At 59.7% G+C, this 19,871-nt stretch carries 14 protein-coding genes and 1 pseudogene; 13 read left to right on the top strand and 2 right to left on the bottom strand.

The features are described from left to right. Nucleotides 1-478: 478 nt before the first annotated feature. On the bottom strand, nt 479-1,084 hold the full coding sequence (locus KYK14_RS08970; protein WP_219158555.1) for a Crp/Fnr family transcriptional regulator: 606 nt from the start codon (nt 1,082-1,084) through the stop codon (nt 479-481). A gap of 212 nt (nt 1,085-1,296) precedes the next feature. Here KYK14_RS08970 and KYK14_RS22320 point away from each other — a divergent pair, with 212 nt between their 5' ends. The 12 genes and pseudogenes from KYK14_RS22320 to KYK14_RS08915 all read left to right on the top strand — a co-directional run bounded on the left by KYK14_RS22320 (nt 1,297) and on the right by KYK14_RS08915 (nt 17,437). Further along, nucleotides 1,297-1,422 (top strand): hypothetical protein, encoded by a 126-nt coding sequence (locus tag KYK14_RS22320; protein ID WP_281421321.1) that lies wholly within the window; start codon nt 1,297-1,299, stop codon nt 1,420-1,422. A gap of 18 nt (nt 1,423-1,440) precedes the next feature. Next, nucleotides 1,441-2,109 (top strand): annotated as a pseudogene (locus KYK14_RS08965) (alpha/beta fold hydrolase); the annotation flags it as partial. 59 nt (nt 2,110-2,168) lie between these two features. Continuing rightward, nucleotides 2,169-2,612, top strand: coding sequence for an OsmC family peroxiredoxin (locus tag KYK14_RS08960; RefSeq protein ID WP_219158553.1), 444 nt, complete (start codon nt 2,169-2,171; stop codon nt 2,610-2,612). A 41-nt stretch (nt 2,613-2,653) separates the two neighbouring features. Beyond that, nucleotides 2,654-3,232: a DUF308 domain-containing protein gene (locus KYK14_RS08955; RefSeq protein WP_246601758.1), complete on the top strand. Its 579-nt coding sequence runs from the start codon at nt 2,654-2,656 to the stop codon at nt 3,230-3,232. A 73-nt stretch (nt 3,233-3,305) separates the two neighbouring features. After that, nucleotides 3,306-4,172 (top strand): FAD-dependent oxidoreductase, encoded by an 867-nt coding sequence (locus tag KYK14_RS08950; RefSeq protein ID WP_219158552.1) that lies wholly within the window; start codon nt 3,306-3,308, stop codon nt 4,170-4,172. Nucleotides 4,173-4,178: 6 nt separating this feature from the next. Further along, nucleotides 4,179-4,703 (top strand): hypothetical protein, encoded by a 525-nt coding sequence (locus tag KYK14_RS08945; protein ID WP_219158551.1) that lies wholly within the window; start codon nt 4,179-4,181, stop codon nt 4,701-4,703. A gap of 739 nt (nt 4,704-5,442) precedes the next feature. Next, complete coding sequence (locus KYK14_RS08940; RefSeq protein ID WP_219158550.1) at nt 5,443-8,217, top strand: hybrid sensor histidine kinase/response regulator transcription factor; 2,775 nt, start codon at nt 5,443-5,445, stop codon at nt 8,215-8,217. 339 nt (nt 8,218-8,556) lie between these two features. After that, nucleotides 8,557-11,727, top strand: a complete 3,171-nt coding sequence (locus KYK14_RS08935; protein WP_219158549.1) for a SusC/RagA family TonB-linked outer membrane protein — start codon at nt 8,557-8,559, stop codon at nt 11,725-11,727. 24 nt (nt 11,728-11,751) lie between these two features. Beyond that, nucleotides 11,752-13,476: a RagB/SusD family nutrient uptake outer membrane protein gene (locus tag KYK14_RS08930; RefSeq protein ID WP_219158548.1), complete on the top strand. Its 1,725-nt coding sequence runs from the start codon at nt 11,752-11,754 to the stop codon at nt 13,474-13,476. 76 nt (nt 13,477-13,552) lie between these two features. After that, the gene (locus KYK14_RS08925) at nt 13,553-14,878 is read left to right on the top strand and encodes a sugar porter family MFS transporter (RefSeq protein ID WP_219158559.1); all 1,326 of its coding nucleotides are present in this window, start codon (nt 13,553-13,555) and stop codon (nt 14,876-14,878) included. Nucleotides 14,879-14,967: 89 nt separating this feature from the next. After that, nucleotides 14,968-15,864: a carbohydrate kinase family protein gene (locus tag KYK14_RS08920; protein WP_219158547.1), complete on the top strand. Its 897-nt coding sequence runs from the start codon at nt 14,968-14,970 to the stop codon at nt 15,862-15,864. A 34-nt stretch (nt 15,865-15,898) separates the two neighbouring features. Next, nucleotides 15,899-17,437, top strand: coding sequence for a glycoside hydrolase family 32 protein (locus KYK14_RS08915; RefSeq protein ID WP_219158546.1), 1,539 nt, complete (start codon nt 15,899-15,901; stop codon nt 17,435-17,437). A gap of 318 nt (nt 17,438-17,755) precedes the next feature. Here the strand turns inward: KYK14_RS08915 and KYK14_RS22135 are convergent, their stop codons facing one another. After that, nucleotides 17,756-18,208, bottom strand: coding sequence for a site-specific integrase (locus KYK14_RS22135; protein WP_246601755.1), 453 nt, complete (start codon nt 18,206-18,208; stop codon nt 17,756-17,758). Between the two features lie 590 nt (nt 18,209-18,798). On the opposite strand from KYK14_RS22135, the gene KYK14_RS08905 reads away from it, so the two are divergent. Next, a complete protein-coding gene (locus KYK14_RS08905) occupies nt 18,799-19,764 on the top strand; it encodes a site-specific integrase (protein ID WP_343217078.1) in 966 nt (321 codons plus the stop codon). Nucleotides 19,765-19,871 lie beyond the last annotated feature (107 nt).

Here is a 19,871-nt window from a genome sequence, read left to right as displayed (position 1 = left end):
ATATCCTTTCTACGATTAGCCTATCAAGTAGGTAGTTCTGCAACAGCCACGGTGAATTGTCAGATGTTATAGGGCTTTACGTGGCAGAAGTTATAGCTATAGCACGTAATCGTTTTATTTACAAGTATTTAATACAACTTAAACTAATGGTCAAAAAGTGTAACTACCGCTCAATAAGGTCGTGTTTAGCTCGGCTGTAGGTTCAGGAATATGACCGTTTCAAGGCAAGCGGGCGTTGCTTTCGCTCACCACCGGGGGCGGCGCAGCGGACTACCAGCCGGGCGGGTTGCAAGAGGATCTGGCCCCGCAGGTGGTGTACGGGCCGGTTCGGCTTTCACAAGCGGAACGAGTGGCGCTGTTAGACGCGTGGGCCGCACGGTTGGTGTCGTTGACTGAGGAATCGCCATTCAGCGTGTGCATCTATCTATTAACTGCTGTTCGCTACGCAGCTCAAGTTGCCTCCTGTAGACTATTTCAGCTACTGTCGTCCCAACTGCGCCCGGATGCGGCTGAGCGAAGGGCCTTTGATACCCAGGTAGGAGGCAATATGGCCCAGCGAAACCCGGTTGGTGATGCCCGGAAACTGCCGGAGCAGGTTCAGGTAGCGCTGCTCGGCCGACTGGAACAGCATGGCCTCGGCCTTGCCCTGCTGCAGCACCAGGTACTGCTCGGCCAGCAGGCGGCCAAACCGCTCCCACCCGTGCGACTGCGCAAACAGCTCGTGCAGCTGCCCCACGCTGATGACTAGCAGCTCCGAGTCTTCCAGGGCGGCGATGTAGTAGGGGCAAGCCTGCTGGGTGATCAGGCTCTTGAGCGAAGTTAGAAACGTGCCCTCGGGCACGAAGGCCACGTTGTGCTCCTCGTCGGTGACCGGGTCGGGGTAGTACACCCGGAACAGGCCCCGCACGATGAAGCCCACGTACTGGCACACGGCATTGCGGAAGTTGAAAAACTCGTGGCGCGGAATAGTGCGCAGCGACCAGCACGCATCGGCCAGGCGCAGGTCGTCGTCGGAGAGCTGGGCGAAGGTCCGCAGCTGCTGGGTAAGCAGCTGGTGCGGGGAGGTAGGGGAGGCGGACTGCATAGGTAAGCAAAATACGCAGGAATTGCGGGAGCCGGGGCACGCATGGTCCTCAGAAACAGGCCCAGACGGTGGCTGGCTCGGTACGCCACCCGCGCAGCCCCCTACCGGGCGGCGGCGCATCGCTTTTTAACCTAGGTGAAAATTCCGCTCTGGGCGCGGCCAGACCTTTGTCTCATCATTCACCCCAACCAACGCCTCACGCGTTTCCACTGATGAGAAAAACCCTGTATGCCCTGCTAGCCCTCGCGGCCATCACCACGCTGGCCTGTCAAAAAGACGACGAGCACGAACCCGCCCAGCAAAAAGCCACCGTGGTGCTGGTGCACGGCGCCTGGTAAGGGCCCTACACCTGGCAGCCCGTCGTGGACCGGCTGCAGCAGCGCGGCTACCCCGTCGTGAACGTGGAGCTGCCCGGCCACGGCGCCGACAAGACCCCAGCCGCCAGCATTACCATGAACACGTACCGCGATAAGGTGCTCGCGGCCATCAACGCCCAAGCCGCCGACCAGGTGGTGCTGGTCGGGCACAGCCTGGGTGGGGCCGTCATCTCCACGGTGGCCGAGGCCGCGCCCACAAAAATTGCCAAGCTCATCTACGTGGCCGGCTTCCTGCCCGCCGATCAGCAGTCGGTGTTCGGCCTGGCCGGGCAAGACTCCCAGTCGCTGCTGGGGGCGGCGCTTTCCACGAGCCCGGACGGCACGCTGGCCAGCGTGGACCGCGCCAAGCTGATCAACATCTTCTGCCAGGATGGCTCGCCCGCCGTGCAGCAGCAGGTGCTCGACAACTACCGCGACGAGCCCGCCGGCGCCCCGGCCGAGCAGGTGACCTTGACGGCCGCCAACTACGGCCGCGTGCCCAAGTATTACGTGCGCACGCTCCAGGACCACGCCCTCTCGCCCCTGCTGCAGGAGTTGATGCTGCGCGCTACCCCCGTGCAAAAGGAGTACCGCCTCAACACCGGCCATACCCCGCACCTGACGGCGTCCGAGGAGCTAACGAACATTCTCACGGAAATAGCCCAGTAGGCGCCGCTGGCCGGGGCGTTTGCCCGGCTTTTTCTTTCTCCCCTTTTCTTCTGTATCCCATGAACACGCTTCGCACAGCTACTGCCCTTTGGCAGGGCACGGGCCAGGACGGCACCGGCCGCCTGAACACGCCCACCCAGTTTTTTCATGACGCGCCCTACAGCTTCAAGAGCCGCTTCACCGACGCGGCCGGCACGCCGGGCACCAATCCCGAAGAGCTGCTGGCCGCTGCCCACGCCACTTGCTTCTCCATGGCTCTGGGCTTCGCCCTGCAGCAGGCCGACTTCGTGGCCGAGGAGCTGCGCGTGGAAGCAGCTGTGGCCCTGCAAGTAGGCGCCGAGGGCGCCGGTATCACGGGCGTCACCCTGCAGCTCAGCGGCCGGGTGCCCGGCATCACGGAGACCCAGTTTCTGGACCTGGCGGCCGGGGCTAAGGTCACTTGCCCTCTTTCCCGGGCGCTGAGCGCAGTGCCCATTCACCTCGACGCCACGCTGGCTGCCTAAGTCTGTCTCATTACGTCCATTTCATTCATTGCTCCTTGCTCATGGCAACTTCCCCTGCTCTTACCGCGCCTGCCCCGGCCGTACACACGGCCCGCGCCTTGCGCACCCTGTATTTCGTCCGCACCGCCTTCTCGGCGGTGTGGGTCGCGCTGGTGCTCACGTTCGTGAAAACCTCGCCCCTCGTCACCGGGGCGCTGCTGCTGCTCTACCCAGCCTGGGACGTGCTGGCCACCATTGGCGACATCCGGGCCAACCGCGGCACCGGTACCTCGCTGGCCCCGCAGTACGTCAACATCGGGGTAGGCACCCTAACCACCCTGGCCGTGGCCCTGGCCCTGCGCCGGGGCGTCCCGCAGGTGCTGGTCGTCTTCGGCGTGTGGGCCGTGCTCACGGGCCTTATCCAACTGCTGCTAGGCCTGCGCCGCCGCCACCTCAACGGCCAGTGGCCCATGATGCTCAGCGGCGCCCAGTCGATGCTGGCCGGGGTGCTGTTTGTGGTGCAGGCCCACGACCCCGCCAAGGGCCTGGCCGACGTGGCGGGCTACTCGGCCGTGGGGGCCGTTTACTTTCTGCTGGCGGCCCTGCGTCTGCGCAAACCGGCGCAACAGCCCACCGTGTAATTTGAGGGCAGCGGGGCGTTGAACCATCTCAGAAGCCCCGCCGCCTACCTCAACCTATAGCTAATTTCACCCTATGAATCACTCCTTTGATGCCATCATCGTAGGGGCCGGCCAAGCCGGACCTTCCCTGGCGGGCCGCCTCACGGCCGCGGGCTGGACCGTAGCTTTAGTGGAGCGCCAGCACCTGGGCGGCACCTGCGTCAACGTAGGTTGCACCCCCACCAAAGCCCTGGTGGCCAGCGCCAAAGCTGCGCACACCCTGCGTCACGCCACCGACTACGGCCTGCCCGCCGTCGGCGACTTCCGCGTCAACCTGGCTGCCGTCAAGGCCCGCGCCGACGCCATCGTGCAGGGCTCGCGCCACAGCCTGGAAACCTGGCTGCACGGCATGGCGGGCTGCACCCTCTTCCACGGCACGGCCCGCTTCGTATCGCCCACGGCTATGCAGGTCGGCGACGACGTGCTGGAAGCCCCGCGCATCTTCCTGAACGTGGGCGCCCGCGCCCACCGGCCGGCGTTGCCGGGCATCGAACAGGTGCCCACCCTCACCAGCAGTTCCTTGCTGGCCCTGACCGAGTTGCCGGAGCACCTGCTCATCGTAGGCGGCGGGGTGGTAGGGCTCGAATTCGCCCAGCTGTTTCGGCGACTCGGCTCAGAAGTGACGCTGATTGAGCGCAGCCCCCGCCTGCTCCCGCGCGAAGATGCGGACGTGTCGGCCGCCGTGGCGGACGTGCTGCGCGGCGAGGGCGTTACCTTGCGCCTCGGGGCCGAATGCATCGGCCTGGGGCGGGTGGACGGCCAGCCTGAAGTGCGCGTGCGCTGCGCCACCGACGATTCTCCTAGCCGCGGCTCGCACCTGCTGCTGGCCCTGGGCCGCCAGCCCAACACCGACGATCTGGCCCTGGACCAGGCCGGCTTGCAAACAGATAAGTACGGCTAAATTCCGGTGGATGAGCAGTTGCAAACGGCCGTGCCGGGCATTTGGGCGCTGGGCGACTGCAACGGCCGGGGTACCTTCACCCACACGGCCTACAACGACTACGAAATCGTGGCCGCCAACGTGCTCGACCACGATTCGCGCCGCGTGAGCGAGCGGCTGCCCGTATCGGCCATCTACCTCGACCCGCCCGTGGCCCGGGTGGGCCTGTCGGAGGCCGAGGTGTGCGCCGCCGGCATCCCAGCCCTGGTGGGCTTGCGGCCCATGACCAAAGTGGGCCGGGCCGTGGAGAAAGGCGAAACCCAGGGCTTCCTGAAGGTGCTGGTGCACTCTGCCACCGACCAGATTCTGGGCGCCTGCTTGGTGGGCACGGGCGGCGACGAAGCCATTCACACCATTATCACGGCTATGTACGCCCGGCAGACGGCCGCTTTCATGCGCCGCACCGTGTTCATCCATCCCACCGTGGCTGAGTTGATTCCGACCGTGTTCGGTGAGCTGCAGCCGTTGGCCGCGACTCCGGCCACGCTGTAACGGCGCGCAGTACCCCCGGGGCGACCGGCGTACTAGTGCGCAGGTCCTGCTCGTTCAGCTGCTCACTGGCCATGCAGGAGGCCCACATTAAACGTGGCATTGACGACCATAACAGACGCGTCCCCCTCCTTTTCCTATACAACGCACCGCGCCCGAAAAGGGACGGTAGGGGAGGAAAAAAGGGACAGAGAACGGTCCAATAATGCGGTACAGCAATCTAAATACAAGCCTCTTTCTGGTTCAATAAGAAAACTGTCCAGCTCGACGGGACCACTTCACAATACCCAACGGCCCCACCAGGCCTTGAATTTTATTGCCCCACTCGAATTTAAACAAGCAGCTTAACCTCTGCCTGCCACTGGCTTACTAAATGGGGAAGCGCACATATTTAGGGAAGCGTACAAGCCTACCTTATCGCACTGCCCGTTCTTACTGAACCACCCCAGTCTAGTACACACCCTGTGAACAGGTAGCCGCGAGCTACCTGTTGACTTATACGGTTTCGGGCAGATAGACTTACCAGCCTAATGGAAGAAAACCAGCTTCGCCCCGGCGGCAAGCCCCCCATCGGTAAGCTGAATTGGGTTGTGCTGCAGGCTATCTTAAGGTGCCCATGGCGTCTGATTAACACCCGATAAACATCAATGGCTGTTTTCGGGCTGCACGACATCGGCATCACCCTACCGTAACCTCAACCCAGCACTGAGAGCATCTTTAGCACTTACTGTATCTTAGCAGGATGAAGCAACTGCCTCACTTAATAAGCTGGCTACTTGGGTTATTTCTGTTGTTGGGCTGCTTGAACGTGCATGTAGTAAGCGCTTCAGCGGCACCGCGTTATGTTATTGGCTTTTCGCAGTGCACGATGAACGATGCTTGGCGACAAGCCATGCTAGTGGGCATGAAAAAAGAGTTAAGCTTTTATCCCAACGTAACGTTTCGGCTGAAGGATGCCCACGACAATACGGCCCTGCAACAGCGGCAGATACGCGAATTTCTGAAGGAGAAAGTGGATCTGTTGATTGTGTCGGCCAACGAAGCCGAACCGATTACTCCCCTGGTGGAGGAAGCTTTTAATCGGGGAATACCCGTCGTTATCCTCGACCGGCGCACCACCTCCCAGCTCTATACTGCCTACGTGGGCGGCAACAATCAGGAAGTGGGTAGGGCTGCGGGCCGCTATATCGGTAGCCTGTTGAAAGGCAAAGGCAAGATCCTGGAAGTATTGGGTGCAGCCGGGGCCTCCCCGGCTCGCGACCGGCACAAAGGTCTGCTGCAGGCACTACACAGCTTCCCGCAGGTACAGGTGGTAGGGGAGGTACAGGGCAATTGGCAGCGCCCATCGGTGCTGGCAGCGTTGCCCGCCGTATTGCGGCTGCACCCGGATGTGCAGCTCATCTTCGCCCATAACGACCGCATGGCCTTGGGAGCCTACCAAGTATGCAAGCAACTGGGGCTGGCCAAGAAGGTGCACGTAGTGGGAGTAGATGGACTGGCGGGTCCCCAGGGAGGTTTGCAGCTGGTGCAGGATAGTATTCTCACTGCCACCTTGCTGTACTCGCCGGGTGGGGAAGAAGCCATTCGTACGGCCATGAAAATCCTGCACAACGAGCCGTACGACAAGGAAAACATGCTCAGCACCATGGTCATCGACTCGACGAACGTGCTGACTATGAAGATGCAGACCGAGAAGCTAGCCAGCCAGCAGGGTGATATTCAGCGGCAGCAGGAGTTGTTGGAAAACCAGCGACACACCTTTGTAAGCCAGCAGCGGGGCCTATACATACTAGGCGCGGCGTTGCTGGGCGCGGCCTGTTTGGGGCTGCTCGTATGGCGGGCACTGCGGGCTAACCGACGCATCACTCGGATGCTGGCCCAACAAAATGAGGAAATCCGCTCGCAGCGTAATCAGATTCAGGGGCTAGCCGAGCAGGCCCGGGTGGAAACAGAGGCAAAGCTGCGTTTCTTCACGAACTTCTCGCACGAGCTGCGTACTCCGCTCACGCTTATGCTGGGGCCCTTGGAGGAAGTATTGACGGATGGCCCACTCCTGGCGCCTTCGCATCGGCAGGAGTTGGGCCTGGTGCGTCGCAACGCCCAGCGCCTGTTGCAACTGGTCAATCAGCTGATGGACTTCCGCAAAATTGATGTGGGCAAGATGCCAGTGCGGGCCACCGAAGGTAATCTCGTAGCGTTCGTGCGCGAAATCATAAATATGTTCGAGAAGACGGCCCGGCAGCAGCGAGTCAGCCTACGTTTCTTGCCGGCTGAGCCAGCAGTATGGCTGTGGTTCGACGTGAATATTCTGGACAAAGTATTTTTCAACCTGCTGGCTAATGCACTAAAATTCACCCCTGAGAAAGGCCAGGTCACAGTCAGTATAGAACCCCTGCCAGCGGAAGGCCACGTGCGGGTGAGCGTGGAAGATACGGGCCCCGGTATCAGCGCCCAGGACCAGGCACACATTTTCGAATGGTTTTATCAAGGGCAGGCGCCCGGCGGCAAGGGCTCGGGCATGGGCCTAGCCTTGGCGTTGGGCCTAACGCGCCTGCACCAGGGCCAGCTTACGTTTCGGAGCCAGGCAGGCCAAGGAAGTACTTTTGTTGTAACCCTGCCGCTCTCCCTACCCGACGCGATGCGCTCTGCCGCGCCCGTATCGATGCCCGTGGCCGCTTCCTTCATGCTAGACGAGGAGCTAGCCGAAACCTTACCCGAAGCCGCCTTCGCCACCGGAGACAACAGCGCTGCCCTGGTACTGGTCATTGAGGACAACCCCGAGGTCAATACTTTTCTGGCCCGGAAGCTGCGGCCCCACTTCCAAGTGCAAACGGCGTTGGACGCTGCCCACGGTCTGCGTCTGGCTGCCGACACCATTCCCGACCTGGTGGTGTGCGATGTAATGCTCCCCGACCAAAGCGGCCTGGACGTAGTGCAGCAGCTGAAGGGCGACTGGCGCACGTCCCATATTCCGGTGGTGTTGCTCACGGCCCAATCGGCTCCTGAGCAGCAGGTAGAGGGCGTACAGGCCGGCGCCGACCTCTACCTCACCAAGCCCTTCAATCCTACCTTTCTGCTCGAAAACCTGCGCACCTTGCTGACCAACCGGCAGCGGCAGCGTGAGCACTTCCGCCGCGAGCTGAGTACCGCTACCGCTACAGTAGCTCCCCAACAGCGCGTAGACCAGAAATTCCTGGCCGACCTCACGGCCATTATCGAAGCTAATCTGGCTCGCCCCGAGTTAAGCGTGGAGGACGTAGCCCACAGCATGGGCCTCTCGCGGGTGCAACTATACCGCAAGATGAAGGCTGTGCTGGGTACCGGCGTAAGCGAATTCATTCAAAGCCTACGCCTCACCAAAAGCCGACAATTGCTGCTGGAAGAAGGGCTCACAATTGCAGAGGTAGCCTACCAGCTTGGCTTTTCCTCTCCAGCTTATTTCTCCACCAGCTTTAAGGGCCGCTATCAAATGTCGCCCTCCGAGTTTCGGGCGCTGCATACCACGCCCAGCACGTGATACACCAGCGAAAATCAGGTGCAAAAAGTGAAAGTGCTCTGCTTAATTGCAAACGTTTTCGACTTACAAATACCTGATAATAAATAGATTAATTATTGAAATGTAATTGATTCAAATGTGAAAGCTTTTGAATCAATCGTGTACTGTTGCAAGAGAAAGATCCGAGAATTTTGAGCCCTGAAGCCGTCGCAGCCTCCGGGCCAGTTCGTCTTCCGAGCCTAGTTAAAAGCTGCTTCTAAAACGTTTGCAGCGAGGTAGGCCCGGTTGGATATAACGTGGCAGGGACAAAGAGACGCTTCAATGCTCTTTCTGTTCTCACCCTCTTTCTCTTGCTACATTATGCACAAAAGTGTACCTCTAACGCGGCGTCTGCGTGTGCTCACGCTGCTGGCAACGGCCCCCCTCACGGCCGCCGTGCTGCCGGGAGTAGCCGTGGCCGCCCTACCCAGTTCTGCTATTCAGGCGCTAGCGGATATTCCAATTACGGGTCAGGTAAACGATGAGAAAGGCGTGGGCCTGCCCGGCGTTACTGTAGTAGTGAAGGGTACTACCAACGGCGCCTCCACTGACGGGGAGGGCCGCTTTGCCCTCACAGTGCCCGCTACCGCTACGCTCGTTATTTCTTCCTTGGGCTATACCCCACAGGAAATAGCCGTGGCCGGCAAAACCAGCTTCTCCATTCAACTGGTGCCCTCCACCCAGAACCTGAACGAGGTGGTCGTAACGGGTTACCAAACCCAGCGGCGGGCCGACCTGACGGGCGCCGTAGCGGTGGTGAATCCGGAGGAAATCAAGAGCATGACCTCCAACAACGTGGTCAATAACTTGCAGGGCAGGGTGCCGGGGGTACAAATTACTACGGATGGTTCGCCAAGTGGCAGCCGCACGGCCGTGCGCATCCGCGGCTTCGGCACGCTGGGCAACAACGACCCGCTCTACGTGATTGACGGCATCCCAACCAAGGAAGGCATCAACCAGCTCAACCAGAATGATATTGAGTCGATTCAGGTGCTGAAAGATGCGTCGGCGGCCAGTATCTACGGTTCGCGGGCTGGCAACGGCGTCATCATCATCACCACCAAAAAGGCGAAAAAAGGCGTGACGCGGGTGGATTTCTCCACGTTCTTCTCCGCCCAGAAGCCGGGGCCGCACATCAGGATGCTGAACACCCAGGATTACGGGCGCATCTACTGGCAGGCCTCCGTCAACGACGGCACCACGCCTACTATTCCGTTCTACAACTTTCAGTCGCGCTTGGGCCCCGATGGCCGGCCGGTGCTGGACAACGTGACGGTACCGGAGTTTCTGGACGCGGCCCAAACCCAGCGTACCGCCGACACCGATTGGTTCAGGGAAACCCAGCAGACAGCGTTGGTGCAGCAGTACAACGTGAACGTGAGCAACGGCGGGGAGCACGGCGGCGTGCTGTTTTCGCTGAACTACTACAAGAACTCCGGTACGCTGAAATATACGGGTGCCGACCGCTGGACTACGCGTCTCAACTCGGACTATTCGCTGCTGGGTGACCGTCTGAAAATAGGAGAAAATCTGACTGTCAGCAAGTTGGAGGAAAATCAGTTCGACCTCAATCTGATTCGAGACCGAAGCAGTCAGCTGCTCAACATCGTGCCGGTGCGCACGGTGGACGGGGTAGGGTGGGGCGGCCCCGTAAACGGCATTGGCGACCGGGACAACCCCGTGCGCCTGCTCACCGACAACCAGCAGAACCGCTCGAATCTCTACCGCGTGTTCGGCAATGCTTTCGCCGACGCCGAAATCATCAAGGGCCTGCACCTGCGCACCAGTTTCGGCATCGACTACTCGCTGTATAAGTACAAAGAGCTGTACAAAACCTTTAGGGCTGGCTACCTGTCCAACGACAATAACCGTGTGACCAACAACGAAAGCACGTTTGGTAACTGGGTGTGGCAGAACACGTTGAACTACGACCTGGCGCTGGGCGCCGGCAAGCACGCGCTGAGCTTTCTGCTGGGCAATGAGCGTATCAGCTACGCCAGCGAGAGTTTCTACGCCTCGCGCACCAACTTTGCCAGCGAAGACCCTAACTACATTGTGCTCGACGCGGGCTCGGCCAACAAGGACAACGGCGGCTCGGCCACGGCCTACCGCCTGGCTTCTTATTTCGCTAAGGTCAACTACTCGTTCATGGACCGGTACCTGCTCTCGGGCACTATCCGCCGCGACGGTTCCTCGCGCTTCGGGGCCGATAACCAGTTCGGGGTGTTTCCGGCCGTGTCGGGCGGGTGGCGCCTGAGCGAGGAGAGCTTCGTGAAAGACAACGTGAATGCCGTGTCGGACCTGAAACTGCGCGCTGGCTGGGGCCAGACTGGCAACCAGGACATTGCCAATTTTGCCTCACGGGCTATTTACCAGTCGAGCCTGGGTACGCTGGACCCCAACTTCGCCTATGACATTGGTACGGCCTACGACATCTACGGCAACGACACCAACCTGCCGGCCGGCTACCGGCGCGTGCAGCAGGCCAACCCCAACCTGAAGTGGGAAACCACTACCCAGACCAACGTGGGCCTCGACGTGGGCTTCTTCCAGAACAAGCTCACTGGCTCGGCCGACTACTTCGTGAAGAAGAGCACCGACATCCTGGTAAACCTACCCTTCCTGGGGGTAGTAGGCGAGGGCGGCGACAAGTTTGTGAACGGCGCCTCCATCAAAAACTCGGGCTGGGAATTTCTACTCACCTACCAGAACGCGCTTGACAACGGGCTGACGTTCAACGTGTCGGGCAACCTCTCCACGTACCGCAACCGACTCACCTACCTGCCCGACGAGGTGATTAACGCCTACGGAGGCAACGGTCAGGACGTGACGCGCCTGGGTCACTCCATCAACGCCGTGTACGGCTACGTGGCTGATGGCCTGTACCAGAATGCGACGGAAGTAGGCGAAGGCCCTACCCAGGTAGGTGCTGCCCCCGGCCGCATTCGCTACAAAGACCTGAACGGGGATGGTACAATCAACAACTTCGACCAGACGTGGATTACGGAGGCCATTCCGGACTTTGCGTACGGCCTGAACCTGGGCTCTGCGTGGAAGGGCTTCGATGTGCAGGTGTTTTTCCAGGGCGTGCAAGGCCTCTACGCCTACAACAACTCAAAATTCCGCACTGATTTCTCTTCCTTGGCTTCGGGCGAGAACTGGGGCCAGCGCCTGCTCGATGCCTGGTCGCCGACCAACACGGGCTCCTCGATTCCGGCACCTACCCTGGTAAACTCCAACAACGAGGGCCGCTCCTCTACTTACTTCGTCGAAAACGCGTCGTATCTGAAGCTGCGCAACGTGCAGGTGGGCTACAACCTACCCACTGCGCTGGTCAGCCGGCTGCGCCTACAAAACGTGCGCGTGTACGTGCAAGGGCAAAACTTTCTCATCGCCAAGAGCAAGCAATTCACCGGCCCCGATCCCGAGGTGACCAACTACCAGTACCCCATACCGCGCGTGTTCACCACCGGCCTGAACGTTTCTTTTTAACCGCTACGCTAGCCAACCCTTCCCATGAAACTCCTCAAAACCAGCTTGCTGGCCTGCTCGCTGCTGGCCTTTTCGGTGAGCTGCAACGATAAAAGCTTCCTCGACGTGGACCCCACCGGGGCGCTCAGCGACGGTCAACTGAATACTGTTGAAAATATTGACAAACAGGTAATTGCGGCCTATGCACAGCTAGGCAACGACATTTACTATGTGCCTTATACCTCCATGTGGCCCTACGGCAACGTGCGCGGCGGGGACGCCTACAAGGGCGGCGGCGGCACGGCCGACGTGGACGCGTTTCACTTTTACGAAACCTTCACCTTCAACCGCGTCGACCTAAGCAACACCGACGAGTTTTGGTACCGCATGTACCTGAGCATTTCGCGCTGCAACGACGCGCTGCGCCGCCTCAACGCCGTGGACGCCGCAACGATGCCCAACAAGGCTGTGCGCCAGGGCGAGATGCGCTTTCTGCGTGGGCACTTCTACTTCCTGCTCAAGGAGATGTTTAAGTACGTGCCCTATATCGACGAGGAATTGCCGGTGGATCAATACCCTACCGTGTCGAACGTGGCCCTGAGTAACGACGCGCTGTGGAGCAAAGTGGCCGAGGACTTCCGCTTTGCAGTGGAAAACCTACCCGCCACCCAGCCCGAAGTAGGGCGGGCTACCAAGTCGGCGGCGCAGGCCTACCTGGCCAAAACGTTGCTGTATCAGGCCTATACGCAAAACGAGAGCAACGCCGTGACGGGCATCGACGCGGCCAAGCTCACGGAGGTAAACACCCTGTGCGACGCCGTGATCAGCTCCGGCCAGTACTCCTTACATCCCGACTTTGCCACCAACTTCCTCACGGCGGGCGACAACGGGGTAGAGTCGGTGTTTGCCATTCAGTTTTCGCGCAACGACGGCACGCCCAAGGGCCGCACCGACCGTGGCAACGAGCTAAACTACCCCATGAACCCGGAGTACGGCTGCTGCTCGTTTCATCAGCCCAGCCAAAACCTGATCAACTCGTTTAAGACCGATGCCGGCGGGCTGCCCCGCTTCGCCGATTTCAATACCTCCGGCGACCTGACAACCCCAGCCGACTTCCTCAGCACTACCGTCGACCCACGCCTCGACCACACGGTAGCCATTGTCGGGCACCCGTTCAAGTACGACCCCAACTTTGTGTTTCAGGAGTCGTGGGTGCGCGTGCCGCAGGTATACGGCTACAACCTGTCGATGAAGGAAAGCGTGCTGCCCACTGACCCCAGCTTTCAGAAGACGCCGCCCTTTATGACCTCATCGAAGAACTGGACAATTATTCGCTACGCCGACGTGCTGCTGTGGAAGGCCGAAGCGCTCATTGAGCTGAACCGGCCGTCGGAGGCCCTACCCCTTATCAACCAGATACGGCAGCGGGCGCAGAACAGCACCGCGCGCCTGAAGCAAACCAACGGCGCGGCTACCTCCAAGTACAACATTGGCCTCTACCCAACCGCCGGTTTCACGCAAGCCTACGCCCGTGAAGCCCTGCGTTTCGAGCGCCGCCTGGAGTTTGCCATGGAAGGATACCGCTTTTTCGATTTGGTGCGCTGGGGCATCGCGGCGCCCTACCTGAACACCTACTTCGCTAAGGAAAAGAACCTGCGTCAGTATCTGTCTACCGCCCGTTTCACGCCCGCCCGCGACGAATACATGCCGATTCCAATCAACCAGATCAACTTCAGCAAAGGACTATACAAGCAGAATGTAGGGTGGTAGGTGACCTGCCGCCGCCCCGCCGGATTTGGTGCATTACCTAACGCAAATAGCCACGACGTACCCGTCAGCTACTTCTATACGAATGAAAAAGAACGTTTTCTTCTGGTCAGTGGTGGTCGCGCTGGGCGGCTTACTTTTCGGATTTGATACGGCGGTGATTTCCGGAGCCGAGAAATCGGTGCAGCAGCTGTGGCAGCTCAACTCCTACCAGCACGGCCTGACCATGTCCATTGCCCTGATTGGCACCGTTATCGGGGCCATCTTTGGCAGCGTGCCCAGCGACCGGCTGGGGCGGCGCACCACCCTGAGCTGGATTGCGATGCTCTACTTGGTGTCGGCGGTAGGGGCGGCGCTGGCCCCCACGTGGGTGCCGTTCATGGTGTTCCGCTTCCTGGGCGGGCTCGGGGTAGGAGCTTCGTCGGTTACGGCGCCGCTGTATATTTCCGAAGTGTCGCCGCCTGCCTCACGGGGACGCATGGTGGGCATGTTCCAGTTTAATGTGGTGTTTGGCATTCTGCTGGCCTACCTCTCCAACTACCTGCTGGCCGGGCTGGGGGGGGAGCAGGATTGGCGCTGGATGCTGGGCGTGCAGGCCGTGCCGTCGCTGGCGTTCTTCCTGCTGTTGTTCCGAATTCCCGAAAGCCCCCGCTGGCTGCTACGCCAAAACCGTACGGCCGAGGCGCGGGCCGTGTTTGAGCGCATTGACCCGGCTACGGCCGAGAACAACGTATCGACCATCTTGGTGGCCAACGCGGCCGAGGAAGGTGCCGGCGAGTCGTTGTGGGCTCCGCAGTACCGGCGGCCGGTGCTGCTGGCGGTGCTGTTCGCTATGTTCAACCAACTGGCGGGCATTAATGCCATCATCTACTATGCCCCCCGTATTTTCGAGCTGACGGGCCTGGGCCAAAGCGCTGCGCTGCTGTCGTCGGCCGGTATTGGGCTGGTGAACTTCTGTTTTACCCTGCTAGCCGTCAACATCATCGACAAATTTGGCCGGCGCAAGCTGATGCTCATCGGTTCCGTAGGACTGATTGTGACGCTGGGCCTCGTGGCGGAAGCCTTTTACAGTCAGCGCAGTGGCCTGCTCGTGCCCCTGCTGCTATTTGGCTACATTGCCTTTTTTGCCTTCTCGCAAGGGGCCGTTATCTGGGTGTTTATTTCCGAGATTTTTCCGAGCGCCGTGCGTGCCAAGGGGCAGGCGCTGGGCAGTTCCACCCACTGGGTGCTGGCGGCCATCATCACCTTTGCTTTTCCGGCCCTCACCGAGAAGCTGGGTGGCGGCAACACCTTCGCGTTTTTCTGCGCCATGATGGTGCTTCAGCTGCTCTACGTGTGGAAGCTGATGCCCGAAACCAAGGGTAAAACGCTGGAAGATGCCGACAAAGTGCTGGTGCTGCACTGAGCAGCAGCCGTTGCTATTGGGCGCGCTGTTTCTGACGCACAGCGTGCCCGCTAATCTACTTACTTAACCAAGACCTTTTTACGCTGCATATGCCTACCTCCGTTGTTTGTTTCGGCGAAGTACTTTGGGACATCCTGCCTACCGGCCAGCAGCCGGGCGGGGCTCCGTTTAACGTAGCCGTGCACCTAAGCCAGCTAGGCCAGCCCGTTGAGTTGATCAGTCGCGTGGGCGACGATGAGCTGGGCCGGGAACTGCTGGCTTTCATCGAGTCGAAGCATTTAAATACCACCTATGTTCAACAAGGCCATACCCACCTCACGGGGGTAGTGAAAGCCAACGTGGACGACGCGAATGAAGTAGTCTACAAAATTGTGCAGCCTGTGGCCTGGGACTACATCCAGTATGAGGCGACACTGGCCGATGTAGTAGCGGAGGCCGATATGCTGGTCTACGGCAGTCTAGTTGCTCGCCAGACCAATAGCCGCGAAACTCTCTACCGCTTGCTCGAAAGCGCCCGTTTCCGGGTGTTCGACGTGAACCTGCGTCCCCCGCACTACACCAGGGAAGTAACGAAGTACCTGCTCAGCAAAGCCAATCTGGTCAAGATGAATCATCACGAGTTGACTGAAGTGATGGAGTGGTTGGGCCAGGGGCCGGTTCAGGACAAGGAAGCCGCCATGCAATGGCTGGCCCAGCGCTACCAATTGCAAGGGGTGTGCGTCACTTGCGGCGCCGACGGCGCGCTACTCTACACCGGCGGGCAGCTCTACCGGGCTCCCGGCCTACCCGTACAGGTGCGTGACACCATTGGCAGTGGCGACGCCTTTTTGGCCGCGTTGCTGAAAGGATGGCTGGCCGGCGACAAGCCAGAGACTATGCTACGCTTTGCCTGTGCTGCTGGGGCACTAGTGGCTACCCACCAAGGCGCCACGCCCGCCATCACCGCCGCCGACGTGGCCAAACTGCTCGCGCCGCAAACGGCGTAAGCTATTTCCTATTCCTTTCGCCCTTCGTTCGATCATGAAAAAGTTACTGGCCCTGCTTACCGGCGCGCTCCTGACGACTACCTCCTTCGCCCAGCAAGCCGCTGTACCACCGGCTACCCCGCAGTATCGCCCAGCCTACCACTTCACGCCGACTGCGCACTGGATGAACGACCCCAATGGCATGGTCTATTATCAGGGCACCTACCACTTGTTCTTCCAGTACTACCCCCAGGGTATGGTCTGGGGACCTATGCACTGGGGGCACGCCACCAGCCCCGATATGGTGCGCTGGCAGGAGCAGCCCATTGCCCTGTATCCTGATAAGCTGGGTATGATTTTCTCCGGTAGTGCCGTTGTAGACGAGAACAATACGGCCGGTTTTGGCAAGAATGCGTTGGTAGCCATCTTCACCCACCACAGCCCGGAAGAGGAGAAAAAAGGGCAGAACAAGCACCAATACCAAAGCCTGGCCTACAGCCTCGACGCGGGCAAGACGTGGACTAAATATGCCGGCAACCCCGTTCTGCCCAATCCTGGCATTGTGGACTTCCGTGACCCGAAAGTAAGCTGGAATGAGCCCGCTAAGCAGTGGGTGATGACCTTGGCGACCAAGGACCGCATCACGTTCTACTCCTCGCCTAACCTGAAAGAGTGGACCAAGCTGAGCGAGTTTGGCGAGAAGCTGGGCGCCCATGGCGGCGTATGGGAGTGCCCCGATCTGTTTCCGCTCATGCTCAACGGCAAAACGTATTGGGTGCTCATCGTGAACCTAAACCCGGGTGGTCCCAACGGTGGCTCGGCCACGCAATATTTTGTGGGTCAGTTTGATGGCAAAACCTTCATGCCTCTCAACGCCAAAACCAAGTGGGCCGACTACGGCCCCGACGAGTACGCCGGCGTAACGTGGAATAACACCGGCAACCGCCGCCTGTTTCTGGGGTGGATGAGCAACTGGGAGTACGCCAATGAGGTGCCTACTTCGCCTTGGCGTAGCGCCACAACCATCCCGCGCGAGCTGGGTTTGCGCCAAGTGGGTAGTGAAATCTACCTCACCTCGCAGCCTGTCTCCGAGCTGCGCACCCTGGCCGGCAAGGCCACCACCCTCCAGAATATAACGGTAAAAGCGCCCACCGACCTTACCGCCCGCCTCAACAGCACCACCGACAAGCACCGCCTGACACTCAGCACCAAGCAGTTGAATGATTTTGAGCTAGTGCTGGGTAATGCGGCTGGGGAGGAGCTGGTGGTAGGGTACGATAAAGCTGGCAAACAGTATTTCATTGACCGCAGCAAGGTGGGTAAAAACAGCTTCAGCCCCAAGTTTACGGGGCGTGCCGTAGCGCCGCGCCTGACCACAGCTGCTGGTACCGAGCTGATGCTCTACCTCGATGCGGCCTCCATAGAGCTGTTCGCCGACCAGGGTCTGACGGTGATGACCAGTATCTTCTTCACTAGCAAGCCCTTGACTTCTATAGAATTACGCTCGGCGCAGGGTAGCACGTGGCAGCAACTCAGCAACACGCCGCTGGTGGCAAAACCAGCTAGTAAGGTTCCAACCTTGGAACAGCGATGAGTCGCTCCTTTTCTTGTACAACCAAACATGTTCGAAAAGGGGCGTTATGGGACTGGGAAAGCGCTGGGTAACAGCTTAGTAATTTGAGTACAAGCTCGTCTCTTGGTTTGGTGGGGTTACTCATCTAACAGAGCAGCCCCACATGCATAGGCCTTCGTTAGACTGCTACGTACAGGAAATACAAACCTGTCGAAAAACACTCCGAAGCAATTCCTACTGGGGATACGCTCACAAGCCGAGGAATTTGGCGGCGTTGAAGCGCTTGACATCCTCTAAGTGGGCGTAGCACTCGATCATGGCATTGGTCTTCTGCTTGGTCTAGTTCTTAATGGCCTTGTTCGACTGCCCCGCCTCCACGGCAATGGTGACAAAGGACGCGCGGAGCGAGTGGGCCGTGTACTGCCCGCCCAAGTGCTGCTGCACGAGTTTGTTGGCGCTGATGTCGGAGAGGCGAAAGGTGGAGGGTTGGGCTACTTGCTTGGGCACCCGTTTCAGGGACACGAGCAGCGGCCCCGTGTCGCGGCCGAGCACCGCGACCCAAGCCTGCATCGAGCGCACGGGGCAGTAGCGGTCGTCGGGGGCATAGAAGACAGCTTTGTCCTCCACCTCGCCGTACTGGTTGGTCTTGTTCTTGTCCAGATGGATCAGCAGCGCTTGTGGGGTGAGCTCGAGGTGTTCCACGTTCAGGGCCACCAGTTCAGAGCGGTGGAAGGCGCCGGCAAAGCCCAGCAGTAGCAGCGCCCGGTCGCGCAGCCCAGCTGGTGTGGCCAAGTCCAGCTGGTTGATGGCGCGCTTGAGTTCGTCGTCCGAAAAGGCCTGGGCTTGCCGCTAGCGCTTGCCTAGTACGCGAGTGATACCTTCGAGCACGACGGCCAGCTGCTTGGAGTCCGTCGGGGTTTGGTAGCCGGCCAGCGTGTGGGCTTTGGCAATGGCCGAGAGGTAGCGGCGGATGGTGGCCAGCTTGCGGTTAGGTGCGTTACGTACTGGGCCACGGTGGTCACAGCGGCGGGCAAGTCCTCAAGTTCTTGATCTCAGCAGTACTGCTCGAAGGTGCGTAGGTCGGCCGCGTACGCCCGGCGCGTATTGGCCGCGCCGGCTAGGCCGACGGCCACGTAGCGGGCCACCGTATTGCAGACAGAAGACAAGCGTGCGGGCAACATTGCTGGGACCGGAATCAACTCACTCATGGTAGAAAGACTAGCGCGCTTGATAGTGCCTATATATAATTAGGAGTAGCCGAACGATTTTGACTGCAAAGTAGTAAAAACAATAAGGTTCGATAACTTTTACTTATCGGACCTTATCGTTTTTCGTACTTTTATCCCGAAAATCGACGCCTTACTCCTATATATATAGGTCACGTGAAAAAGCTCTCCGCACTACCCGCTCTGAAGATGACGTCAGGCCTGTCGCTGGTCGACCTCACGGAGCACACGGCTAAGTACGTGGCCGCTGGCTTGTCGGGCGCACCCAATACAGCCAAGGCCTACGCCGGCGATTTGAAGCGTTTCAGCCTGTGGTGCCAGGAGCACGGGTTGGAACCGCTTCCCGCCTCGGTCGATACGCTCGCCGGCTTCGTCACGCACCTGGCCGAATCGGGCAAGAAGGTGGCCACCATCCAGCGCCACTGCGCCGCCATCAGCAAGGCCCATGCCTTGAAGGGACTGGACTCGCCCACGGATGACAAGAAGTTCAAGGTGCTGCTCGAAGGCATCAGTCGCCTGAAGGGCGTGCGCCAGAAACAAGCACCGGCTTTTACGCTGGCCATCTTCAAACGCACGGTGAAAAGTATCGATACGACGAGCGTGTTTGGGCTGCGTGACCGGGTGATTCTGCTGCTGGGCTTTACTGGTGCCTTTCGCCGCTCAGAACTCGCGGCGCTGAATATCGAAGACCTTTCCTTCTCGGAGGAAGGACTCATTGTCAACCTAGCCAAGAGCAAGACCAACCAATTGGGTGCTGCCGAAGAGAAGGCTATTTTCTATTCCCCCGAGTTCAAGCTCTGCCCCATCCGCACGTTGCAGGCGTGGTTGCAGCGGCTGGATCGCACGGAGGGACCCGTGTTTGTGTCCTTCCGCAAAGGCGGAAGGCTCACCGAGCGCCGCCTGACGGACCATCATTTGAACCTGATCGTGCAGCGGTACCTAGGCGTGAAGTTCTCGGCGCACTCGTTGCGCGCCTCCTTTGTCACGGTGGCCAAGTTGGCCGGCGCCGATGACTCGGAGGTGATGAACCAAACTAAGCACAAAACGAGTGAGATGATACGCCGCTATACCCGCCTGGATAACGTGCGCCAGCACAATGCCGCCCAAAAGCTCGGCTTGTAACAAGCTAGGGTCGACCGTCCTTAGTATGTAACTTTTGCGTTACAGCACTTCTAGTTGAGCTGATCTCTACAAACTGCTGGCTTATCGTACGAATAAGCTTGCCTGCA

The organism is Hymenobacter profundi (assembly GCF_019334315.1).
Classification (GTDB): domain Bacteria; phylum Bacteroidota; class Bacteroidia; order Cytophagales; family Hymenobacteraceae; genus Hymenobacter; species Hymenobacter profundi.
Note: the sequence above shows the minus strand (reverse complement) of the source record. Positions and strands in the feature narration are given on the sequence as shown.